This is a genomic window from Cytobacillus depressus (assembly GCF_008923245.1).
GTDB classification, from domain to species: Bacteria; Bacillota; Bacilli; order Bacillales; family Cytobacillaceae; genus Cytobacillus; species Cytobacillus depressus.
The window spans coordinates 527319-550978 of record NZ_WBOS01000002.1 but is presented as its reverse complement, the minus strand read 5'-3'; the positions used below and the strand labels follow the sequence as shown (position 1 = coordinate 550978).

Annotated in this window: 22 protein-coding genes; all 22 read right to left on the bottom strand. The window is 37.0% G+C overall.

The genetic code is table 11. From position 1 onward, the window contains the following. Positions 1-314: 314 nt before the first annotated feature. Positions 315-2018 carry a proline--tRNA ligase gene (locus tag F7731_RS08020; protein WP_151534240.1) on the bottom strand — a complete coding sequence of 568 codons (1704 nt, stop codon included), beginning with the start codon at positions 2016-2018 and terminating at the stop codon, positions 315-317. 125 nt (positions 2019-2143) lie between these two features. Then, positions 2144-3406, bottom strand: coding sequence for an RIP metalloprotease RseP (rseP, locus tag F7731_RS08015; protein ID WP_151534239.1), 1263 nt, complete (start codon positions 3404-3406; stop codon positions 2144-2146). A gap of 78 nt (positions 3407-3484) precedes the next feature. Next, the gene (locus F7731_RS08010; RefSeq protein WP_151534238.1) at positions 3485-4642 is read right to left on the bottom strand and encodes a 1-deoxy-D-xylulose-5-phosphate reductoisomerase; all 1158 of its coding nucleotides are present in this window, start codon (positions 4640-4642) and stop codon (positions 3485-3487) included. Between the two features lie 62 nt (positions 4643-4704). Next, positions 4705-5493: a phosphatidate cytidylyltransferase gene (locus tag F7731_RS08005; protein WP_151534237.1), complete on the bottom strand. Its 789-nt coding sequence runs from the start codon at positions 5491-5493 to the stop codon at positions 4705-4707. 20 nt (positions 5494-5513) lie between these two features. Further along, positions 5514-6290 (bottom strand): undecaprenyl pyrophosphate synthase, encoded by a 777-nt coding sequence (uppS, locus tag F7731_RS08000; RefSeq protein ID WP_151534236.1) that lies wholly within the window; start codon positions 6288-6290, stop codon positions 5514-5516. Between the two features lie 287 nt (positions 6291-6577). Further along, positions 6578-7135, bottom strand: coding sequence for a ribosome recycling factor (gene frr / locus F7731_RS07995; protein ID WP_151534235.1), 558 nt, complete (start codon positions 7133-7135; stop codon positions 6578-6580). Continuing rightward, complete coding sequence (gene pyrH / locus F7731_RS07990; protein ID WP_151534234.1) at positions 7135-7860, bottom strand: UMP kinase; 726 nt, start codon at positions 7858-7860, stop codon at positions 7135-7137. The genes frr and pyrH overlap by 1 nt, the downstream gene beginning before the upstream one ends. Before the next feature lie 163 nt (positions 7861-8023). Beyond that, positions 8024-8905 (bottom strand): translation elongation factor Ts, encoded by an 882-nt coding sequence (gene tsf / locus F7731_RS07985; protein WP_151534233.1) that lies wholly within the window; start codon positions 8903-8905, stop codon positions 8024-8026. Positions 8906-9041: 136 nt separating this feature from the next. After that, entirely contained in the window at positions 9042-9743 is a 702-nt protein-coding gene (rpsB, locus tag F7731_RS07980) for a 30S ribosomal protein S2 (RefSeq protein WP_151534232.1), read from the bottom strand. A gap of 145 nt (positions 9744-9888) precedes the next feature. After that, positions 9889-10467, bottom strand: a complete 579-nt coding sequence (locus F7731_RS07975) for a hypothetical protein (protein ID WP_151534231.1) — start codon at positions 10465-10467, stop codon at positions 9889-9891. Between the two features lie 9 nt (positions 10468-10476). Then, positions 10477-10791 (bottom strand): hypothetical protein, encoded by a 315-nt coding sequence (locus F7731_RS07970; protein WP_151534230.1) that lies wholly within the window; start codon positions 10789-10791, stop codon positions 10477-10479. Positions 10792-10834: 43 nt separating this feature from the next. Further along, positions 10835-12190 (bottom strand): flagellar assembly protein A, encoded by a 1356-nt coding sequence (locus F7731_RS07965; protein WP_151534229.1) that lies wholly within the window; start codon positions 12188-12190, stop codon positions 10835-10837. Positions 12191-12204: 14 nt separating this feature from the next. Further along, complete coding sequence (locus tag F7731_RS07960; protein WP_151534228.1) at positions 12205-12963, bottom strand: FliA/WhiG family RNA polymerase sigma factor; 759 nt, start codon at positions 12961-12963, stop codon at positions 12205-12207. A gap of 277 nt (positions 12964-13240) precedes the next feature. Continuing rightward, positions 13241-13738 carry a chemotaxis protein CheD gene (locus tag F7731_RS07955; protein WP_151534227.1) on the bottom strand — a complete coding sequence of 166 codons (498 nt, stop codon included), beginning with the start codon at positions 13736-13738 and terminating at the stop codon, positions 13241-13243. Further along, a complete protein-coding gene (locus F7731_RS07950) occupies positions 13731-14369 on the bottom strand; it encodes a chemotaxis protein CheC (protein ID WP_151534226.1) in 639 nt (212 codons plus the stop codon). Before F7731_RS07950 ends, F7731_RS07955 begins: the two co-directional genes overlap by 8 nt. 3 nt (positions 14370-14372) lie before the next feature. Then, the gene (locus F7731_RS07945) at positions 14373-14843 is read right to left on the bottom strand and encodes a chemotaxis protein CheW (protein ID WP_151534225.1); all 471 of its coding nucleotides are present in this window, start codon (positions 14841-14843) and stop codon (positions 14373-14375) included. A 40-nt stretch (positions 14844-14883) separates the two neighbouring features. Next, positions 14884-16941: a chemotaxis protein CheA gene (locus F7731_RS07940; RefSeq protein ID WP_151534224.1), complete on the bottom strand. Its 2058-nt coding sequence runs from the start codon at positions 16939-16941 to the stop codon at positions 14884-14886. A gap of 198 nt (positions 16942-17139) precedes the next feature. After that, entirely contained in the window at positions 17140-18231 is a 1092-nt protein-coding gene (locus F7731_RS07935) for a protein-glutamate methylesterase/protein-glutamine glutaminase (RefSeq protein ID WP_151534223.1), read from the bottom strand. Continuing rightward, complete coding sequence (locus F7731_RS07930) at positions 18218-19108, bottom strand: MinD/ParA family protein (RefSeq protein WP_151534222.1); 891 nt, start codon at positions 19106-19108, stop codon at positions 18218-18220. Before F7731_RS07930 ends, F7731_RS07935 begins: the two co-directional genes overlap by 14 nt. 1 nt (position 19109) lies before the next feature. Continuing rightward, entirely contained in the window at positions 19110-20270 is a 1161-nt protein-coding gene (flhF, locus tag F7731_RS07925; protein ID WP_151534221.1) for a flagellar biosynthesis GTPase FlhF, read from the bottom strand. Then, on the bottom strand, positions 20267-22303 hold the full coding sequence (gene flhA, locus F7731_RS07920; protein WP_151534220.1) for a flagellar biosynthesis protein FlhA: 2037 nt from the start codon (positions 22301-22303) through the stop codon (positions 20267-20269). The genes flhF and flhA overlap by 4 nt, the downstream gene beginning before the upstream one ends. 269 nt (positions 22304-22572) lie before the next feature. Further along, a complete protein-coding gene (gene flhB, locus F7731_RS07915) occupies positions 22573-23658 on the bottom strand; it encodes a flagellar biosynthesis protein FlhB (protein ID WP_151534219.1) in 1086 nt (361 codons plus the stop codon). Positions 23659-23660: the final 2 nt, after the last annotated feature.

Here is a 23660-nt window from a genome sequence, read left to right as displayed (position 1 = left end):
TAAAAAATAGCGTTCCAGTTGATTTCCGCTACAGGCACTCGCTTTTCCCGCAGGAGTCTCGTGCCTTCCGCTCCAATCAACAACAAAATAGCAATATCAACAATCTCAAAAAATAAAATCTTTAGTTAGAATAAGTTTATATCAATAAATTCTTTTTAGTAAAATCATATACAGACGAAGACTATTATAACATGAACTTTTCTTTATGTGGTTTGTATGTATGCAAAGGTATTACTTTCTATGCGAACAAGAATTTGTTATGTTTGAATAAAAAACGGACTCCTTTTAATCGGAATCCGTTTTTCATTAACTTTTTAAAGAGACGCTAAAAGCTGGGATAAACAATCGCCTAATTGGTCTTTATGAACCTCTTGCATTTCACCAGTTTTTCTAACCTTTACCTCAACTAATCCTTCAGTGGCTTTTTTACCTACAGTGATGCGAATTGGCAAGCCAATAAGATCTGAATCAGCAAATTTTACTCCTGGTCTTTCTTGCCTATCATCCATTAAGACATCATAGCCATTAGTCTTTAATTCAGCATATAACTCATTAGCAACTGCTGCTTGAGTATCATCTTTCATATTGACAGGGATTAAATGAATGTCGAATGGTGAAACGGAAACTGGCCAGATTATCCCGTTTTCATCATGAAATTGTTCGACGACGGATGCCATCGTGCGCGAAACACCAATGCCGTAGCAACCCATAATCATCGGCTGGCTCTTTCCATTCTCATCTAAATAGGTTGCTCCCATTGCTTCACTATAACGGGTCCCTAATTTAAATACATGGCCAACTTCAATTCCTTTTGCAAAAAGAATGGAGCCTTGTCCATCTGGTGAAGGATCTCCTACTTGAATAAAGCGAAGATCAGAATATTGGCTAACCTTGAAATCACGATCCGGATTAACATTAACGAAATGATAATCTTCCTCGTTAGCCCCACATACAGCATTCACTAGTCCTTCGACAGCAAAGTCAGCCACTATTTCAACATCAGCAAGATTTACCGGTCCAAGAGATCCAACTGAACATCCTAAGTATTCTTTCGTCTCCTCAATTCCTGCAAGCTCGACATTTGTTGCATTATATAGATTCTTTAATTTAATATCATTAACTTCATGGTCACCGCGTACTAAAACTAAAACGTATTTTTCATCCACTTTAAATAACAGAGATTTAATGCATTCTTTAGCTGTTACTTGCAGGAAGGTTGAAACTTCATCGATTGTTTTCTGATTAGTAGTTAAGACTTTTTCCAATTCTTGCAGCTTTTCAGTACTCTTCTCATACTTCGCGGTAACTGGAGCCATTTCAATATTCGCAGCATAGCTGGACGTATCAGAATAAGCAATTGTATCTTCACCAACTTCTGATAATACCATGAATTCATGAGTATCTTTCCCACCCATGGCACCAGAATCAGCAATAACAGCTCTGAAGTTCAACCCACAGCGGGAAAATATATTTGCATAGGCCAGATAAATCCTGTCATATGTATCATCAAGACTATCTTTTGAAGCATGGAAGGAATAAGCATCCTTCATTATAAATTCACGGCCACGCAATATGCCAAATCGTGGACGCTGTTCATCCCGGAATTTTGTTTGGATTTGGTATAAAGCTAAAGGTAATTTCTTGTAGGATTTCACTTCATCTCGCACTAAACTTGTTATGACTTCTTCATGAGTCGGTCCTAACACGAAATCACGATTATGCCTGTCCTTCATTCTCATTAATTCTGGTCCGTATGAACCCCATCTTCCAGATTCCTGCCATAATTCAGCAGCTGTCATTGCTGGCATTAATAGTTCAACTGCTCCTGCATTGTCCAATTCTTCTCGGACAATCGCTTCAATATTTCTTAATACTTTCTGAGCAAGGGGCAGATAGCTATAAATCCCACTTGCATTTTGGCGAATAAATCCCGCTCTTAGTAATAATTGATGACTTTTAATTTCCGCATCAGCTGGAGTTTCTTTTAGTGTTGGAATAAGTGTCATGCTTTGTTTCAATTTAAGTGCACCCCTAAATATTAATAATAAAAGAAAGGGCCAACCTCTAATCATATGCGAGAAGCAGGTCTTTTGACCGCTTTTCAATATAAAGAGATTGTGACCCTAGATACTAAGATTATTCATTATAAGAAAAATCTTTGAATATCGTTCCAAGTTACAACTAGCATTAATAACATTAATAACGCAAACCCAATAAAATGGACCATTCCTTCTTTGTGGCGATCAATTGGCTTTCCTCTAACTGCCTCAACAGCAAAGAACATCAATCTCCCTCCATCAAGTGCAGGAATTGGCAATAAATTCATGATACCAAGGTTTATACTCAAAATACCGGCCCATTTCATTAAATAGAAAATCCCTGATTTAGCAACAGTATCAGTTGAAACGTAAATTCCGACTGGACCGGATAATGCATCAATCGAGAATTGTCCTGTTATTAGTTTGCCGAGCATTACAAAAATTTCTTTAGTCCAATTATAAGTTTCTAAAGCTCCATTAGTTAGCGCTTTTATTGGCGATTTTGCCATTGGACTAAAAACACCGATGATGCCAATTTTTTCACCATCTGCTTCTTGCACTTTCGGTGTGACAGGAATATTCATTTCTTCACCGCTTCGATCTAGTGAAAATTGCAGCTCTTTATTTGGATTTTTACGAATGATCTCTACAACATCCGACCAGCTAGAGATTTCAGCCCCGTTGATGCTATGAATGATATCCCCTTCTTCTAGCCCCGCTTCAGCTGCTGCCCCGTCAGGAGTCAACTTACCAAGCTCGGGAGCATTTGTCGGAATCCCCTGTAGGAAGCCGATCAAGACAAAGATTACAAAGGCTAGAATAAAATTCATCATTGGCCCGGCAAAAATCGCCATTGTTCTTTGACCAAGCGTTTTAGAAGCAAACTGTCTATCATACGGAGCAATGAGAGTTTCTATTCCATTCTCAACAAGAACGGCACTTGGGCTAATGGAAAATGAATGAATCTTCTCTTCCTCTTCTCCTTCAAGATAGCCTTTAATAAATAACTTATGCTCAATATCCGCTTCTTCTACTTCAATGACTCTAGCATCAGGGAACTTTTCCTTTTGATTCAAAATAATTTTGGATACTTGATTTGACTCATTAAATAATAAGCCAACTCTAAATCCAGGTTTAATTTCAATCATTTCAGGATCTTCGCCAGCCATTCGAACAAAGCCGCCAATTGGTAAAAGTCTGATCGTATAAACAGTTTCTCCCTTTTTATGAGAAAAAACTTTTGGACCGAAGCCAATGGCGAATTCGCGGCATAGAATACCCGCTCTTTTGGCAAATACAAAATGCCCTAATTCATGAAAAAATACGAGAGCCCCAAAAATGATAATAAAGGCAATAACTGTACTCAAAATATACCCACCTTTTTTAAAAAGATAATAAGCTATTATCTTCCGGAGTTTAAAAGCTATCTAAGCAGTATCACCTGATCAAGGTGCTTCTGCTTTTAGTAATGAGTAAACATAATTTCTTGTTTCCGCATCAACTTCTTGTATGTCAGAAAGGCTAGGATTTGAGATATTAATATGATTACTCAATGCTTTCTCAATCAAGTCTTCTATTTGTAAGAAAGACACTTTCCCATCTAAAAAGGCAGCAACCGCCGCTTCATTTGCAGCGTTTAGAACAGTTGGCATTGTTCCCCCCGTTCTTCCAGCATCATAAGCAAATTTTAAGCATCGGAAACGGTCCAAGTCCATCTTTTGAAAATGAAGCTTTCCGACTTCTGCTAAGTTTAGCCGATTAGCTGAGTTTAGCGGAAGTCTATCTGGATAAGTTAATGCATACTGAATTGGAACTCTCATATCAGGTGTTCCAAGCTGGGCAATGACACTGCTATCATGAAATTCAATCATCGAATGAATAATGCTTTCCTTATGGAGCAATACTTCAATTTTGTCATAATCAATTGAAAATAGCCAATGTGCCTCAATAACTTCAAGCCCCTTATTCATCATTGTCGCCGAATCAATCGTAATTTTTGCACCCATTGACCAATTCGGATGATTTAGAGCTTCTTGAACGGTAACATTTTCAAGTTCTTTTCTAGTGCGGTCTCTAAAACTGCCCCCAGAAGCAGTTAAGATGAGCTTATCGATATTTTTATCCTTCTCACCTTGTAATGCCTGAAAAATGGCTGAGTGCTCACTATCAACTGGTAAAAGCGTAACACTATTTTTATTTGCCGCTTCCATAACGAGATGTCCAGCTGTTACAAGTGTTTCTTTATTGGCAATTGCAATCATTTTTTTTGCCTCTATTGCTTGAAGAGTAGGCATTAATCCAATACTTCCAGTTACCGCATTCACAAGAACTTCTGCTTTATGATAAACGGCTACTTCTGACAAGCCGTCATTTCCATATGTAAAAGTAATATGAGGGAACTCCGATTTTAAAATTTGTGCTGTCGATTTATCAGATGTAGAGACAAGCTCAGGACGAAATTCATTAATAATTTTCCTAGTAAGATCGATGTTTTTCCCTACTGCCATCGCTACTAGATGAAATTCGGCAGGATGCTCCCTAATTATATCTAAAGTTTGGGTCCCGATTGAACCTGTGGCACCCATTAAACTAATTTTTTTCACAAACTCAACTCCTGTTGGATAAAGCGGGGAATAAAAAACGTAAGCTTTAATAGTAAATCAAATTAAACTAAATAAAAATAATGTAATAATGGCCATACAAATAGCAAGCTGTCAAAACGATCTAATATGCCACCATGTCCAGGCATAATATTACCCGAATCTTTCACATCATAATGACGCTTCAATGCAGACTCAACGAGATCGCCAATTTGTCCAAATACGGAAAGGACAATCGTTATGATGGCTAACTGCCAAAAAGTTGCATTAATATTTGTAAATAGAATGAATAAGACTGCCACAATAAGAGCACAAACAACTCCACCTATTGAGCCTTCAATTGTTTTATTAGGGCTTATCTCAGGCCATAGCTTGTTCTTTCCCATTGCACGTCCAATAAAATAGGCTCCAGAATCAGTTGCCCAAATAATAAATAATGAATAGAAAATATAGACTAATCCTGATTCACGAGTCTCAATAAAGAAATAAAAGCCAATACCTACATAAAGAGTAGCTAATATGGAAAAGGCTACATCATCAAAAGTAAATCCGTTTTTTGTTGCAACTGTATAAGTCAAAAAGATTAACACGGCAAGTAAAACAAATTCAATTTTTGAATAGCGCAGTACGTCAAGTACATCTTGTAAATGTTTAGGTAATAGAATGACCCAAAGCAATAATAATGAAATAAGCCCCGGTACTGAAAAGAGCTTTAATTTGCGCATTTTTAAAACTTCATAGAGCGCAATGGATGCCATTGCATAGGCAAGAATAACAACGGGCATCCCTCCATATATTATGATGGGCAAAAATATTGCACCAAAGATTGCTGCTGTTATAATTCTTTGCTTCATCTAAGTTTTTCACACCTTTTTTATACTCCTCCAAACCGTCTTTGCCGGTTTTGGAAAACCTCAATTGCTTCAATGAAATGCTCCTCACTAAAGTCAGGCCACAGAACATCCGTAAACCAGAACTCTGTGTAAGCAAGCTGCCAAAGCATAAAATTGCTTAAACGTATTTCACCGCTTGTACGAATTAATAGATCTGGGTCGGTCAGATCTTTCGTCATTAAATATTTTGAAAAAACTTCTTCATTTATATCATTTTCATCTATTATACCACTATTACAATCTTTTAAGACAAGTTTGATTCCTTCAATAATTTCTGCTCTGCTTCCATAATTGAGGGCAAAATTCAATGTAAGCCCCGTATTCCCCTTCGTGTCTTCCATAGCTTTCTCAATAGCTTTCCTAGTATGGTTAGGAAGCATTTCTTTATAGCCCATCATTTGAACTTGCACATTTTCTTCAACTAACTCTGGTAAAAATGATCCTAGAAATTCCTCAGGCAGCTTCATTAAAAAATCCACTTCCATTTTAGGTCTTTTCCAATTTTCAGTTGAAAATGCATATAAAGTCAAAGTTTTTATTCCAAGTTCATTGGCTAGCCTAGTAATTTTCCGAACGACTTTCATTCCTTCATGATGCCCCGCCACACGCGGAAGCGCTCTTTTCTTCGCCCATCTTCCATTGCCATCCATAATAATTGCTACATGGGAAGGAACTTGGAGCTCTTGAATTCTCAAGATTCTCTCTCGGAGTTCGTTAGAACTATTCTGATTCCTCCATAGTTTCATTTTATTTAACATAAGATTGCTCCTTTAAGATAGGTTTGCTTACCTCCGAAAAGAAAACTTGCCGATTAAAAAATTTGAAAAGGACAAGACAGAGTTCATTTTTCCGCATGATATTATCATACCAAAAATAAAGAAAGTTATCTCTATAAAAGGGTATGTATTGATGAGTAAAATAAGAATATGCTTATATGTAAATGTTTTTGTTATTAATCAAAAATATAAAGATTGAAAAAACCCCCTAGTGATAGAGGGTAATTATTTTATCGTTTATGATATCCTAGAAAAATTTTAGCGCTAGATTACACTTCTAGTACTTCTTTTTCCTTATCTTTTGTAATTGTATCAATTTTAGCAATTTGCTCATCTGTCAATTTCTGAATGTCATCAGAATAGCCGCGTAAATCGTCTTCCGTGATCTCACCATTTTTCTCAAGCTTCTTTAAATCATCGTTTGCATCACGGCGAACATTTCGAATTGCAATTTTTGCTTCTTCTGATTCCTTTTTAACTTGTTTTACAAGTTCTTTACGGCGTTCTTCTGTAAGTTGAGGAATGGAAAGTCTAATAATATTTCCATCGTTTGATGGGGTTAAGCCGATATCAGATTTAAGAATGGCTTTTTCAATATCACTTAGAATTGATTTATCATAAGGCTGAATCACTAGTAAACGTGCTTCAGGAACAGAAACTCCTGCTAATTGGTTAATTGGTGTAGGAGCCCCGTAATAATCTACAGTAATGCGATCGAGTAATGATGCATTTGCTCTCCCAGCACGAATTGATGCAAGTTCACGTGTATATGCTTGGATCGCTTTTGTCATTTTTTCATTTGCATTGGTTAAAACTTGTTTTGGCATTATTTTTTCCCCCTGACAATTGTTCCGATATTTTCGCCCATAACTGCACGATTAATATTTCCTGGCTCCATAATAGAAAATACAATTAAAGGAATATCATTATCCATACATAAAGAAGAGGCTGTCGAATCCATTACAGCTAGGCCTTCTTTTAATACGTCTAAATAAGAAAGCTCTTCGTATTTCTTTGCATTTTTATCAATTTGCGGATCAGCAGAGTACACACCATCGACATTATTCTTCGCCATTAATATAACTTCTGCTTCAATTTCCGCTGCACGTAATGCCGCAGTCGTATCTGTTGAGAAATATGGGTTACCTGTTCCAGCAGCAAAAATAACAACACGCTGTTTTTCTAAGTGGCGTATAGCTTTTCTGCGAATATACGGCTCTGCCACTTGTCTCATTTCGATTGAGGTTTGAACCCTTGTCTCTATACCAAGCTGCTCAAGGCTGTCCTGCAATGCCAATGAGTTCATTACGGTTGCAAGCATACCCATATAATCGGCATTTGCTCTGTCCATCCCCATTTCTTCCCCAATTTTACCACGCCAAATATTGCCTCCGCCGACAACAACAGCTACCTCTACTCCTAATTCTGCTAAATCTTTAACTTGAGCAGCAACTGATTTAATGACGGCAGGATTAATTCCAAAGCCTTGTTCACCTGCTAAAGCTTCTCCACTTAATTTTAAGACGACGCGTTTATATTTTGGGTTATTCATAAGGACCTCCAATATGTAAAAATGAAAAGCATAAGCGCCATAAGAACCATCAAAGAGCAGTTTGTTCCTGCGATGATTACTCTAAGGCGCTAAAGCTAAACAAACTTTGAAAAATAGGGAACACAATGTGTTCCCTGATCAAAAACTATTCAATGATAGTTTATTATTTCTTCACTTGACTCATAACTTCTTCTGCGAAATTATCTTCGCGCTTCTCAAGGCCTTCTCCAACTTCGTAACGTACGAATTCACGGATCTTTCCACCTTTAGATTCTACAAATTTGCCAACTTTTTGATCAGGATTTTTTACGAACGCTTGATCATTTACACAAACTTCTTCAAAATACTTACTTAAACGGCCTTCAACCATTTTTGCAACGATATTTTCTGGTTTACCTTCGTTAAGCGCTTGTTGTGTTAAAACTTGACGCTCACGTTCTACTTCATCAGCAGATACTTCGTCACGTGAAACGTATTTTGGATTTAGAGCAGCAATATGCATTGAAACATCTTTTGCAGCTTCTTCATCAGTAGTTCCTTCAAGAACTGAAAGAACACCAATACGGCCACCCATATGCAAGTATGCACCGAATGCATCGCTATCCGTTTTTGTTTTCACTTCAAAACGGCGAAGAGTGATTTTTTCTCCAATTTTTGCAATTGCAGAGTTAATATGCGTTTCAACAGTTGCACCATTATCCATAGTTTGTCCAATAGCTTCTTCTACTGAAGCAGGCTTTTTAGCAATTAAATGATCTGCTAATTCTTTAACAAGAACTTGGAATCCTTCGTTTTTTGCAACGAAATCTGTTTCAGAGTTTACTTCTAGGATAACAGCTTCATTTCCTTCAACCTTAATAGTTGTAAGACCTTCAGCTGCAATACGGTCACCTTTTTTAGCCGCTTTTGCAATCCCTTTTTCACGAAGGAAGTCAATTGCTTGATCCATATCACCATTTGTTTCTTGAAGTGCTTTTTTGCAGTCCATCATACCTGCGCCTGTTTTTTCACGTAGTTCTTTAACCATTTGTGCAGTAATAGCCATTATGAAAATCCTCCTTAATAAGGTATGTATTTATATTTTTACCTATATTTCTACTTACAAACAGCTCTAGGCCATTTCTTTAAAAAAAGGTGATAAAGGGTGCGCCCTCTAATCACCTTTTTAAATTTCGCCTTAATTAGGCAGTTGTAACCTCTTCACCTTGTTTTGCTTCAAGGATTGCGTCAGCCATTTTTGCAGTTAATAGTTTAACAGCGCGAATAGCATCATCATTTGCTGGAATTACAACATCAATTTCATCCGGATCACAGTTTGTATCAACGATACCAACGATTGGAATGTTTAATTTATGTGCTTCTGCTACAGCAATGCGCTCTTTACGAGGGTCAATGATAAATAGAGCATCTGGAAGAGTCTTCATATCTTTGATTCCGCCTAAGAATTTTTCTAAGCGCTCTTGCTCTTTTTTCAATTGAACTACTTCTTTCTTAGGAAGCACTTCAAAAGTTCCATCTTCAGACATTCTTTCGATATCTTTTAAACGTGTAATACGTTTTTGAATTGTTTCGAAGTTAGTTAAAGTACCACCTAACCAGCGTTGGTTAACATAGTACATTCCAGAGCGAATTGCTTCTTCTTTTACAGAATCTTGAGCTTGTTTTTTTGTACCAACGAAAAGGATTGTACCGCCGTTACCAGCAAGCTCTTTAACGAATTTATAAGCTTCTTCTACCTTCTTAACTGTTTTTTGAAGGTCGATGATGTAGATACCGTTACGCTCAGTGAAAATATATTTTTTCATCTTAGGGTTCCAACGGCGTGTTTGGTGTCCAAAGTGTACACCAGCTTCAAGCAATTGTTTCATTGAAATAACTGACATTGATTTTTCCTCCTAATGGTTTGATTTCCTCCGCTTATTTCATTTTCAATCGGGAACTGATCATTTCAGCACCATCCGACCAAATCAATAAGCGTGTGTTTTAACACCATTGGTTAATATAGCATAAAGAAGTTGATGTTTCAAGCTAATCCTTGCTTTTTTGATTAAATTTCAGCAAAAGCTCAATTTCTGTTTTCCCTTTATTCAGTTTTTGAGCGATTCCTGTCTCATTTAATCCTTGCTTTTTTAAAAAAAGAACTTCATTTAGAAGAGAATATTCCGTGGAATTCTCCTTTTCAAGCTTAGGCATTTCAATTTCATCTAACGGGTGGAGATGATCCATTTCCGAATGTAAGACAGAAGTGTCAGCACTCTGTTTATATGCTTTTACCGCTTTATTTACATTTGCCTTCCCCACGCGGTTTTGAAGCGGAAAATCGTTTTCGTTAGAATCATTCCTTTTCTGTTCATTAATTTCCATCTTTATTGGCTTTTGCTTGGGAATATCAGTGTTTTTAACTTTATTCATTCGGTTAATAAAGTCTTCATTTTCTTCCTTCATTTGAATGAGATATGAGGAAATCATATCTTCCATTTCCTGTAACATCTTTTCTTGCTTCTTCTCAGCCTGTAGAAAGCGATTTTGCCGCAGAAATAATATAATAATAGAAAAAAGGGCAAGAATATTTAAAAACAAACTCAATATTATAAAAAAAGTGGTCATAACATCCCTCTATCCACTGTAATCAATCACATTTCCTTTATAAGGATGCATCTCCTTATTGACATCGTTCCTTTTCTTCTTTTTTGGAGGATGATTTCCATCATAATTGGAAGATCGATCACTTCCATCTTCATTCGTAAACTTTACATTCGCTTTATGCTCATTTTTAATAACGGAATCCCGCTTCTTTTTTTCCTCTTTATAGGTACTTTCATTGGCAAAGTCTTGAATATTTTGTCCTCGTTGCTGCAATTGCTCCTGAATTTTGCCTACCTCCACAGTTCTTGGTAAGGCAACTTGCATTTCAATCGATTTCAAACTCATTAGCCCCTCACTCTTTTCTGTTTAGCTTATTAAAAAGTATCTATTAAATAGGTTTAGAGATGATTTCTCCGTCTTGCAGAAAATAGCGAGCTTTTGATTGCTTATGCTGCAGCTTTAATGCATATTTGCCAAATTGGAATGAAGTATTTGGATAAATCGATTCATAAATATAGATGGACAATTGCTCAGCTTCTTTTTTCACTTCCTCAAGCTGCCACAGCTCTTCATTAATTAGAGAAAGCTGCTTTTCAATATGTTGTTTTGTAGATCGTTGCTTTAATATAGTAATTCTTTGTTTAGGAGTTAGGCTACCTGACTTTTTGGCAACTTCGTTCAACTTCTTCTCAATATTAATTAATTTACTTATGTTATCAGTTAATTCCGCCTTTTCTATCTTTAACGCTTGCTCTTTTTCTACTAATGACAGATCTATAGTCATTTGCATGTCTGTTTTAGTAAACAATTGGTTACCGACTTCTTTAACATGAATCTCTTTATGAGCAATAAGAATACCGCCAATTATTATGGCTTTACTGCATTGAATGCTAGAGCCAGCTTGAACTCTGCTATGTAAGATAGAAGATTCAACGATGACATCCTGTTTAGCGTTTACAATAGCCTGATTTAAATAGGTTGCTTGTATATTACCTTCTGCTGTTAAAACCCCTTTATTCCCGCCAGACACTCCGCCAGAAATAATAATGTTTCCCCCTGCAATAATATTAGCTGCTTCCACTAAGCCAAAGATTCTAACATCTCCGCCAGCTCTTATTTTATACCCGTTTGGAACATTTCCATTAATAATGACATTTCCAATAAAATCAATATTGCCTGTTTTTAAATCCAAATCTCCGTTCACTTCAAATATTGGATTTACAGATATAAAGTGATTGGTAAGGCTTAATTGTCCCTCTAATGTTGAATAAAAACTTGTTCCACTCAATATCGTATTCTTACTCGGTTTTATTTTAAGAGGTTTGCCGTTTTTTGCAGGTATTTTGTTTCCAAGCACATCCATTCCGTCTGTACCAGGGGTGGACGGTACAATGGATGCGAGCAGTTGACCAGTTGAAACAGATGGAATTTGCAGGACATTTCGAAAATTAAATTTTTCGCGGCTTTCTTTCTTAGAACTCCGTATTTCATTAAGTAAATATGCATCCATTCCGTCTTTTGGTTGTATGCCTTCTGCAATAGTTGTAGGATAATTTATGGAGTTTGGATTTTCACAAATTTTTAATAAAATGTCATTTTTGATGCCAACGGAAACCTTTTCATTTGAAAGAAGCTGCAAAACATCCTGCATCTCAATGGAAAAGCTATTCTCAATTTTTGCTATCAGATCAAGCTTTGCGGTTAGACGATCCTTAGTTATGATAATACGAAAATGCTTTTCCATATTGCTTCCTCCTCTTATAGTACCTTTATTAATGCATTCCTTAACTTAAAAATAGCTTTTGAATGAATTTGTGATATTCTGGAAGTTGAAAGGCTCATAACTTGACCAATCTCTGTTAAGGTTAATTCATCTTTATAAAATAAGCTAATAACGAGCTGTTCTTTTTCATTTAATAATGAAATCATTTCTCCGAGCTCCCGGATCATTTCATCTTTTAGAATTTTGGCTTCCGGAATGTCGGCCTTATCATCTTTAATCATATGAGTATGGCCTTCATCCTCTTTGTCATTTAGCTTTTCATCTATTGATAGAATATTGGCGAAGAAATGTTCATTGCTAACAGATTGCACCTCTTCAACACTCATATTTAGTTCGGTGGCAATCTCTTCGATCGTTGCATTTCTCATTAACCGTTGCTCCAGCTTTTCCATCGTTGCTTCGATTTTCTTTGCCTTTTCTCTCGTATTACGCGGGAGCCAGTCTTCTTTTCTTAATCCGTCTAAAATAGCACCACGAATTCGAAATGAAGCATATGTATCAAACTTTAAATCCCGATTTGGATCGAATTTTTCCAAGGCATCATAAAGACCTAACATTCCAAGGCTACGTAAATCATCCCGTGAAACATTTTTGGGAAGATTTACGGAAATCCTTTGGACGTGGTAACTCACAAGCGGCAAATACTTTTTCACAAGAAAATCTCCAGCTTGACCATCTCGTGAGTTGACCCAACTTTGCCAATATCTATGCTCTTCTGTCGTTTGCATCGCCATGGTCATCCTCCTCAAATCAATTCTATAAACGATTAAAAATAACCTTTACTTGTCGAAAGCTCAGGCTGTAAATCAAGAAGGAAAAAACAGCCCTCTCATTTTAAGAGATTCTGATTATCGCAGATTAACGGGCAGTAAGACCCCCACTTCAATGATTCAAGCAAAAACAATGAAGAATGAGTGGGGATGGGGCCGACTAAAAATGCCACGTCCTGTGGCAACGTCGGCACTAGCACGTCCTGTGCGTCGAAAAACCCCCACTGATTGAAGTTTCACTTTATATTTCCTGAACTCCCTTATTCACTGTACGGATACTTAAAATACATGTACGTGGATCAAATTCTATCGTTCTTCCATTATTGCCACCGACATCTTCGGCAATGATGCTAATTTTAAAGGCAGATAAAGCTGATTTAACTGCCTCTACATTTCTTGGACCGATTCGCATAATGTCACTTCCTGAAGAAAATTGGAACATTTGTGCCCCGCCGGCAATTTTCGCTTTTAATGAATAAGCCTTTGCTCCATTCGCAATTAATTTGGCAACGAGATCTTTAATAGCTGTATCCGCATACTTTGCGATATTAATATTCCCAGCCTTCGCCAACGTCGAATCAGGAAGCATTATGTGAGCAAGCCCTGCAATTTCCCGCTGCTGATCATAAATAACAACACCTACACACGAACCGAGCCCTGACGTCCGTATCGTATGCGGGGCTTTTACTATATTTAAATCTGCAATTCCAACCTTTATCACTTCTTTACATTCAATCATATTGTGGAACTCCTAATGATTGAAAAATTGTTTGAAATGAATCTGGGTCAGGCAGCAGGAAAAAGTGACCCATAACCGCTTCCTTATTTTCGACTTCATCATTCAGTGCCGTATTTATGACAATGGCATAATCACTTACATGTGACAATTCAAGTAATCCATAGCTCATAATTGCGCCTGCCATATCAATACTTAGTGCAGGAACAGAAGGATATAATGATAAATTCGTAAAATCTGAAAGAGAAGATAAATAAGATCCAGATAAAATATTTCCCAGCTCCTGATAAGCTGATAATGCGATTTCGTTATGTGGCAAGGTATCAAAACTAAAGCTGTCATCGCCTATCATTTCCCTAATGAATTGGGAGGCTTGCTGAATAGGAAGCACAAAAATCATGCTGCCAGGGGCGTCTCCTTCAATTCTAAGAAATACCCCAGCGACAACATGATCAGCCCCACCCATCATATTCATCATTTCATCAAATGAAACAATGCGGACGTCCGGAACTTGCATATCAATTTTTTTATTTAATAATTTTGACAGTGACGTAGCAGCATGGCCGGCCCCGATATTGCCGATTTCTTTCAATACATCGAGGTGCATGGATGAAATTTTTTCAATAAAGCTCATATATTACCCTTCAGTTCCTAGCATATTTATAGATTCTTCACAGTTTAAAATCTTCTCTAGGTCAACGAGTATTAATAAACGGCTTCCTACCTTTGCAACTCCATTAATAAACTCAACCTCCGACACTCCAACTACTTCCGGAGGCGGTTCAATTGAATGAACTGGAATATCTATAACATCATTCGCTAAATCCACTATGAAACCAACCTCTAAATCATTAAATCCAGCAATAATTACTCTTGTACTATCTGAATAGCTTATTTCCTCAAGTCCAAATCTGCTTCGCAAGTCAATAATTGGCGTAATGACCCCACGAAGATTTATGACCCCTTTAATAAATTTGGCAGTTCGAGGCACTCTTGTTATATGATCAACTTTTTCAATGGAACGGACTTGATTTACTGGGATGGCATACTCCTTGTCTATTAGCTGAAAAACAATTAATTTAATATTAGCAGCAACCGCTTCTGTCATACCAATCTCCTTCCTTCAATCTATTGAGTTTGTGAAAAATTCACTTAATTAATGAATTACAATCTACAATTAATGCAACCTGGCCATCACCGAGAATAGTTGCTCCAGAAATAGCAAAGACATTTGTTAAGTAGTTTCCTAGTGATTTCAAGACAACCTCCTGCTGCCCAATAAAGGAGTCGACAACAAGGCCAGCTACTTTATCCCCTTTTCTTACGAGAACTACTGAATAGAATTCATCCTTTTCTTCAATTACAGGGACTTCAAAAATTTCCTTCAAAAATAAAAGAGGGACAACTTTTCCTCTGAAATCAATGACTCTTTGATTATGAGCATTTAAAACTTCAGATTTCTTCACAATCGCTGTTTCAATGATTGAAGATAGAGGGATCGCAAACTTTTCATTTTGAATTTCAGTAAGCATGACTGAGATGATGGATAATGTTAGTGGTAGCTGGATTGAAAAAACTGAACCTTTTCCAAATGTTGAATCAATTGAGATGGTCCCGCCTAACGATTCAATCGTACTTTTTACAACATCAAGACCAACTCCGCGTCCGGATACATCAGAAATTTTGTCAGCTGTTGAGAAACCAGATGCCAGTATTAACTCATAAACTTGTTTATCACTCATTGTGGAAGCAGCTTGTGGAGAAACAATTCCATTTTTAATTGCTTTTGCAAGAACTTTCTCACGATTTATACCCGCGCCATCATCTTCTAATTCAATAAAGACATGGTTGCCGCTATGATAAGCTTTTAAAATGACTGTGCCTTCTTCATTCTTCCCATTTGCTTTTCTAACTTCAGGCGTTTCCACACCATGATCTAGAGCATTTCTAATTAAGTGAACGAGAGGATCGCCAATTTCATCAATAACCGTTCGATCTAATTCTGTTTCCGCGCCGATAATTTCAAGATTAATTTTTTTATCTAAGTCCCTTGCTAGTTGACGAACCATACGTGGGAAGCGATTAAACACTGTCTCAACAGGCACCATCCGCATATTTAAAATAATATTTTGTAAATCACCTGAAATTCTAGTCATCCGTTCGACTGTTTCATGAAGCTCTTGATTATTTAAGTCTCGGGAAATTTGCTCAAGTCTCCCACGGTCAATAACCAATTCTTCAAATAAATTCATTAAAATATCAAGTCTTTCAATATTTACCCGAATCGTCTTGCTGCTCGTATTTTTAGAGGATGAAGATGATGAACTTTCTTTCTTTTCTTCTTGCTTTGCAGTATTACTTTGTTTTTGTATATCTTTTTGAATACCTGCAGTTTCCTCATTATTACTATGTACCACTACATCTATTTCAGAATGACGAAGGAACTCTAGTGATAAAACATTTACAGTCACCTTCTCAATTTCGGAAACCCTCATTACTTTCTTATGTATATCTTCTTTAGTCTCTTTTGAAATGATCGTAACGGTAAATTCATTATCAAATTGTTCTTCCTCTAATTGCTCGACCGATGGATTAGCTTTAATTACTTCACCGATTTTTTCTAAAATTTCAAACACCATAAATACTCTTGCCGCCTTGAGTAAACAATCATCCCTTAAACTAACCGTAATTTCGAATGATTCAAATCCTTGCTCCTTAGATTGCTGCATGACTGTCATTTCAAATTCATCGTAAACATTTTTTACTGCTGGCGGCTCGTCAGTAACTGTAACAGCTGTTTCGGATTTTGCAATTTGACTAATTTTTTCGCCTTTTTCTATTATTAGTAGCTTTTCAACGACATCAGATACGTCCCTTTTTCCATCCCCGCCAGCAGCAATCGATTGCACCATCGCCTCTAAATCATCAACTGCTAAGAAAACGACGTCAAGAATCTCTGGGTTGAACGTAATTTTATGATTACGAATGGCGTCAAGTACATTTTCCATTTGATGAGTTAGTTTTGCTAAATCTTCATAGCCCATCGTAGCCGACATTCCTTTGAGTGTATGAGCAGAGCGAAAAATTTCATTCACAATATTTATATCATCTGGGTTTTTCTCTAGCTCAAGCAGCTGTTCATTACATGCCTGTAAATGCTCTTTACTTTCTTCAATAAATACTTCTAAATACTGATTCATATCCATTAGCTTTCACCCCTCAATAATCAAATTCGCCTTGGCGTATTTGTGCCCAGATTTACCTGAGCTCGCTCGATAAATTCCCCTGAAAAATCAAAAGGCTCGCCAGAGGCTTAACTTTATTCAGCCTTTCGCTTACTCTACTAGATTGAGATGCCCGATTACTTCCTTTCGCGCCATGTAGGGTGACACCGCTGAATAAAGTTAAAGGAATTTCAAAATAGTATTTGCAATTTTATCAACAGTTTGTATTTCGTCTACTAAATTTGTTGCTATAGCCGCTTTAGGCATCCCGAAAACAATTGATGTTTCTTCTGATTCAGCAATGGCAGCAGTCTTTCCAGTATTTTTTAATGCAATAAGGCCTTTCTTCCCATCTGAACCCATACCCGTCATAATAACTGCTACCTTTTTGTATTCCGTTATCTCACTAAGAGATTCAAAGAGGACATCAACAGAAGGCCGATGTCCATATATCGCCTCTGTTTGATCTAATTGGATCATAAGATTGCTGCCAGATTCCTTTACTTTTAAATGAAATCCGCCTGGAGCAATATAGGCAGTTCCTTTTTGAACAATTTCTCCGCAAGTGGCTTCCTTAACCGAAATATGACAAACAGAATTTAAACGATTAGCAAGCGATTTTGTAAAGCCAGCTGGCATATGCTGAACGATTAAAATTCCAGCGTCAATATTTTCTGGCAATGTTGTTAGGACCTTTTGTAATGCTCTTGGTCCTCCTGTGGAAGTCCCTATGCAAATTATTTTCTTCTTATTATTTTCCTTTTTCGGCGAAACTAGATTTATAGTTTCAATCGGTTCTATTTTACTATATCTTTCTTCCTGTTTAATAGGTGTATTTCTATTTGTTTCTAAATTTATCAAATGTTTCTTACTTACTTTACTTGCCGAAATTACTTTTTCGACTAATTCTTCTTTAATTTTATGTAAATCAAGTGAAATTGCACCTGATGGCTTGGCAATAAAATCAAAGGCTCCATATTGAATGGCTGTTAACGTATTTTCAGCACCCGAACCCGTCGTACTAGAAAGCATTATCACCGGGACTGGATGCTCATGCATGATTTGCTTCAAAGCATCCAACCCATTTAATATAGGCATTTCAATATCCATCGTTACAACATCTGGATTTAATTCCTTTACTTTCTTTAATCCGTCCTCGCCATTCCGCGCTGTTGCAACAACAGTAATTTCGGGATTTTCAGATAGAAAGTCAGAAATAAGCTTTCTCATAAAGGCCGAATCATCCACCACAAGCACATTAATTTTCCTCATGGTGTTCCCCCTTCCTTTCAAATAAAAATCGCTTAAGATTCGAAATAAATGGAAAACCATTTGCTGCCTTTTTCTCATTAAAATGCTTGTTTCTATATCGCTCGACCTGTGTGAGAATTGATTTTGATGCTTGAGATCTTTCATTATATAAAATAAATGGGATTTGCCTTCTAACAGCCTGTTGGATGGATCGGTCATCTGGTATCATCCCAAGATAAAACGATTCCCTGCCAAGAAAGCTCTGCAAAACCTTCGATATTCGTTTGAATGTTTGCTGCCCATCTTTTTCATCTTGCACACGATTAATGACAAGATAGAATGGGATAGACGAGTCTACTAAATGAATATGTTTCAATGTCGAATAAGCATCTGTAATTGCAGTAGGTTCTGGGGTCGTAATGCAAACAATTTCTTGAACAGACAGAATAAATTTAATAGATTCATTCGTTATCCCTGCCCCCATATCGAAAATCACATAGTCATATTCAATAAATAAAGTTGAAAGATCCTCTGTAAATGCTTCAATTATTCGCTCATCTAGATGAACTAAATCGGAAAGCCCGGACCCACCTGCAATATAGCGAAGCCCTTCCGGACCATTCATGATGATATCTTTTAATGAAACATTTCTATCAAAATAATCAACGATTGAATACTCGGATGATTTCCCCATTAAAATATCAAGATTACCCATCCCTAAATCCATGTCAAAGAGAAGAACGGAAAAGCCTTTTTTAGACAAGGCAATCGAAAAATTCAAGGAAAAGTTCGATTTTCCAACTCCTCCTTTCCCACTAACAACTGCTAAAGTTCTTGGAGTCTTCCTTGATCCAGCTGTTCTTAATCGTTTTCGTAAAGCTTCTGCTTGGTCTTTCATTTCATTCGACTCCAATAATCATTTTGGCTATAAAATCTGGTTTGAATTCAATCATGTCGTCAGGAACATTTTGACCATTCGTCATATAGGCAGCACCTTTGTTGAATTTTATGATCAAATTATACATCGCTCCATAGCTGGACGTTTCATCCGCTTTCGTAAAAATAAATTTATCAATATTAATGATAGAAAACTGTTTATATATCTCTTCCATATCTCGCTGTTTCGATGTCAATGAAAGGACTAAAAAAGTTTCGATATCATGATCAAAATCAATAACATTTTTTAAATCCTCAACATATTGCTGATTTCTAAAATTTCTGCCGGCCGTATCGATTAAAACGAGATCATAATCGCGGAAGGTTTCAGCAGCTTTTTTAAAATCATCAATTGTATAGCACACTTCCATTGGGACATTTAATATTTTTGCATACGTTTTTAGTTGTTCGATAGCGGCAATTCTATACGTATCTGTTGTTATAAAAGCAAGCTTCTTTTTATGATTGATCACACATTCAGCTGCTATTTTTGCAAGAGTTGTCGTTTTTCCGACCCCTGTTGGACCAACAACATTTATATATTTCTTCTTAAAGGATATCCCTCCAAAAGGAATAGTAGATATGTGGTCTTTCATTGCTTTTATTAACCATGAATGCACTTCATCAATTGAGGCATTTGCCCCACTCACATACCACTTTTCTAAAAGAGAGGTTAATAATGAACTTTGAATTGCTTCTTCGATTTCATGATTCATTAATAATTGCTGCATAAGCTTTAATTGATCAGGATAATGAGGACCTTGTCCCGAGTTGGTATTGGACATTGTAAGCAGCTTTTCTTTTAGATCTTTTAATTCGGCCTTCAATTTATCGTTTTGACTTTGCTTCTCATATGTCGTATGATCGATAACCAATTTTTCTCGGTGATCAATTCGGTTTACTTCATGTATTGGAAGCTTTTGTTTCGTCATTGGTTTTTGTAGGATGGCTGCCCCGTGATCCACCGCTGCGATGACTTCAATATTTCGTTTTTTAAAAAGGCCAAGAAATCCACCTGATTGGACTTCTCGCGAATTTAATATAACGGCATCACTTCCAAGCTCTACACGTATTTGTTTCATTGCTTCAGCCATGGAAGAGGCAGTATATTTTTTTACCTTCAATCTAAATTCACCACCCCAACACTCTGTACTTCAACGTTTGCTTCAAGCTCATTATATGAAAGAATCGGTATTTGCGGAAAATACCTCTCAGTTAATTGACGGACATACATTCTAACTGCTGGGGAACATAAAACGATTGGCGTTTGTTCGATTAACGATAATTGCTCCACCTGTGAGGCGATAGATTCCAATATATTTTGTGAATCTGTTGGATCAATTGATAAATAATTGCCATGTTCTGTTTGCTGGATCCCGTCAGCAATTAATTTCTCCACTTTCCCAGAAAGTGTGACAACTTTTAACGAATCATTCGCTTGTGAAAATTGATTGGTAATTTGCCGCGCTAACGATTGACGGACATATTCCGTCAGTAAATCTGTGTCACTTGTCACCTTGCCGAAATCTGCTAATGTTTCAAAAATAATTGGTAGGTTTCGAATAGAAACATTTTCTTTTAATAGTTTTGCTAATACTTTTTGTACCTCACCGACTGAAAGCGGATTTGGCGTGACTTCTTCCACTAATATTGGATAACTTTCATTGAGATGGTCAATTAGCTGTTTCGTTTCTTGACGTCCTATTAGGTCATAGGCATTCGCTTTAATTACTTCTGTTATATGGGTAGAAACGACTGAGGGCGGATCAACAACTGTATAGCCAAATATTTCAGCTTGTTCCTTCATGTCCTCTGTGATCCATTTAGCTGGTAGCCCAAATGAAGGTTCAATCGTGTCAATGCCTTCAATTGAATCATCTTCTATACCAGGGCTCATAGCTAAATAGTGATCTAACAACAGCTCTCCTCTTGCCATTTCATTACCTTTTATTTTTAGTCTGTATTCATTAGGCTGAAGCTGAATATTATCTCTTATTCTTACAACCGGTATGACTAACCCTAGCTCAATCGCTAGCTGTCTGCGAATCATCACGATCCGGTCAAGAAGATCACCGCCTTGATTAGCATCGGCTAAAGGAATTAGACCATACCCAAATTCAAATTCAATCGGGTCAACATTCAATAAGCTCACGACATTTTCAGGGCTTTTCATCTCGCCTGCATCTAGTTCCTCATCGATTTCTTGAAGCTGCTCTTTTTCATTTTCAGGGGTACGGTTTATCATATATCCTCCCAAACAAAGTAGCGCAGCAATTGGAATCGTAAGTAAATCATTTATAGGGGTAAATAGCCCTAATAAAAATATAGTTGCCCCTGTTACATATAGCATTTTTGGAAAAGCAAATAATTGAGTTGTAATATCTTTTCCAAGATTCCCATCAGACGCTGCCCTTGTTACTACGATACCCGTTGCAGTTGAAATAAGAAGGGCGGGAATTTGGCTGACTAGACCATCCCCAACTGTTAAAAGTGAAAATTTTGAGGCAGAATCAGCTACCGACAATCCCAGCTGCATCACACCAATCACAATCCCAAAAATCAGGTTAATTAAGACAATAATGATTCCTGCAATTGCATCCCCTTTAACGAATTTACTTGCTCCATCCATTGAACCGTAAAAATCCGCTTCTCGACTCACCTTTTCACGACGTGTACGAGCTTCCTGCTCGGAAATCATTCCAGCATTTAAATCTGCATCAATACTCATCTGTTTCCCAGGCATCGCATCAAGGGTAAACCTCGCAGCTACCTCAGAAACACGTTCAGCTCCCTTTGTAATGACAATAAATTGAATAATAACCAATATTAAAAACACAACGAGTCCGACAACAATATTTCCACCGACAACGAAGGTACCAAAAGTATGTACTACTCCGCCCGCATCACCAGTTGAAAGGATCGAACGTGTTGTCGAAACATTTAATCCTAAACGGAATAATGTCAGTAATAACAATAACGATGGAAAAATCGAAAATTGAAGTGGCTCACTCATATTCATTGTCGTCAGTAAGACAATGAGAGCCAATGTAATATTAATTAAAATTAGTATACTTAGAAGCCACGATGGAAAAGGGATAATAAGCATCGCTACAATTAAAATGACAGCTATTAATACGGATAAATCTCTTCCTGACATATGTTTCTCTCCTAAACGAAAAGCGCAAGCGCCTTGATCACCCCCGACAAGCACAAGACGAGCCGCACGGAAAGGTGAACTTTCCATTCTGGGAGGATCGACTTGTGACCTCGAGGTCGACAAAAACGCGACGTCCTCCCAAAAGTTCCACTTTTGGTCGTGCGATGTGTCGCTGACGAAGCTTTCCTTGTCCTGTCGCATTGTCGACACTAGTACCTCCTGTACGTCGGGGGTAGGCGCTGGAGCTAGACATCTCTACTTGAAAAGAGCTAAATTTTCTTCTTTATTCTATAAACATGGGCTAGAATTTCGGCGACTGCTTTGAAAAACTCTTCTGGAATCGCATCGCCAATTTCTGCCTGACTATATAAAGCTCTCGCAAGAGGCCGGTTTTCAATCGTTATAATATCTTGTTCTTTCGCAATCAATTTTATCTTTTGTGCGACAAAATCGACCCCTTTGGCAACGACATATGGTGCGTCCAATTTTGTCTCATCATACTTTAAAGCAACGGCAAAATGAGTGGGGTTTGTAATGACAACATCTGCATTCGGAACTTCCTGCATCATTCTTCTCATCGCCATTTCCCGTTGTTTCTGTTTAATCTTTGATTTGATTAAAGGATCGCCTTCAATGTTTTTATGTTCATCTTTAATATCCTGTTTTGACATTCGAATGTTTTTTTCGAAATCATATTTTTGATATAAAAAATCTAATAACGATAAAAATAATAATGCCCCAGATGCAAACAATCCCATTTGTACAGTTAGGCTGCCTAACGTAACTAATGCAGTTCCAACCGACTTTTGCGATAAAACAAGAATCTCATCAATCCGGCTCCATAAGACCGCGAAAGTTACAATCCCGACAAAGCCAATTTTTAAAATCGATTTAAATAACTCAACGATCGCTCTCATCGAAAATATTCGCTTAAATCCTTTAATGGGATTTAATTTTTCCAATTTTGGCTGAATTACTTCTGTCGAAAATAAAAAGCCGACTTGCATATAATTTGCGGCTATTCCCGCGATCATTGCCACTAGCATGATGGGGCCTAAAAATAAGACAACTTCCTTTAAAATGGCTAAAAAAAGTGTTTGAACATTTGCTTCTGACAATTCCATTAGCATAAATTGATTAAAAGTATGGGTCATTATATTAAAAACAATATCTATTAAATATGGACCACCGAATAAAAGAAATAAAAAAACACTAATTAAGACGACTGCTGTATTAACATCCTGACTTTTGGCAACTTGTCCTTTTTTTCTAGAATCCTGTCTTTTTTTTGGGGTTGCTTTTTCCGTTTTTTCACCAGCGAACAATTGCAAATCCAATATAATTAATTGTTTCATAC

Coding starts and splice junctions, on each gene's coding strand:
- F7731_RS08005 (WP_151534237.1), bottom strand. CDS start 5,493: ATGAAGCAAAGAATTATAACAGCAGCAATCTTTGGTGCAATATTTTTG.
- F7731_RS07940 (WP_151534224.1), bottom strand. CDS start 16,941: ATGGATATGAATCAGTATTTAGAAGTATTTATTGAAGAAAGTAAAGAG.
- F7731_RS07975 (WP_151534231.1), bottom strand. CDS start 10,467: ATGACCACTTTTTTTATAATATTGAGTTTGTTTTTAAATATTCTTGCC.
- F7731_RS07930 (WP_151534222.1), bottom strand. CDS start 19,108: ATGAAAGACCAAGCAGAAGCTTTACGAAAACGATTAAGAACAGCTGGA.
- F7731_RS07950 (WP_151534226.1), bottom strand. CDS start 14,369: ATGAGCTTTATTGAAAAAATTTCATCCATGCACCTCGATGTATTGAAA.
- frr (WP_151534235.1), bottom strand. CDS start 7,135: ATGCCAAAACAAGTTTTAACCAATGCAAATGAAAAAATGACAAAAGCG.
- flhB (WP_151534219.1), bottom strand. CDS start 23,658: ATGAAACAATTAATTATATTGGATTTGCAATTGTTCGCTGGTGAAAAA.
- flhA (WP_151534220.1), bottom strand. CDS start 22,303: ATGTCAGGAAGAGATTTATCCGTATTAATAGCTGTCATTTTAATTGTA.
- tsf (WP_151534233.1), bottom strand. CDS start 8,905: ATGGCTATTACTGCACAAATGGTTAAAGAACTACGTGAAAAAACAGGC.
- rpsB (WP_151534232.1), bottom strand. CDS start 9,743: ATGTCAGTTATTTCAATGAAACAATTGCTTGAAGCTGGTGTACACTTT.
- uppS (WP_151534236.1), bottom strand. CDS start 6,290: ATGTTAAATAAAATGAAACTATGGAGGAATCAGAATAGTTCTAACGAA.
- pyrH (WP_151534234.1), bottom strand. CDS start 7,860: ATGAATAACCCAAAATATAAACGCGTCGTCTTAAAATTAAGTGGAGAA.
- F7731_RS07935 (WP_151534223.1), bottom strand. CDS start 18,231: ATGAGGAAAATTAATGTGCTTGTGGTGGATGATTCGGCCTTTATGAGA.
- F7731_RS07955 (WP_151534227.1), bottom strand. CDS start 13,738: ATGATTGAATGTAAAGAAGTGATAAAGGTTGGAATTGCAGATTTAAAT.
- F7731_RS07945 (WP_151534225.1), bottom strand. CDS start 14,843: ATGACAGAAGCGGTTGCTGCTAATATTAAATTAATTGTTTTTCAGCTA.
- F7731_RS07965 (WP_151534229.1), bottom strand. CDS start 12,190: ATGGAAAAGCATTTTCGTATTATCATAACTAAGGATCGTCTAACCGCA.
- F7731_RS07960 (WP_151534228.1), bottom strand. CDS start 12,963: ATGGCGATGCAAACGACAGAAGAGCATAGATATTGGCAAAGTTGGGTC.
- F7731_RS07970 (WP_151534230.1), bottom strand. CDS start 10,791: ATGAGTTTGAAATCGATTGAAATGCAAGTTGCCTTACCAAGAACTGTG.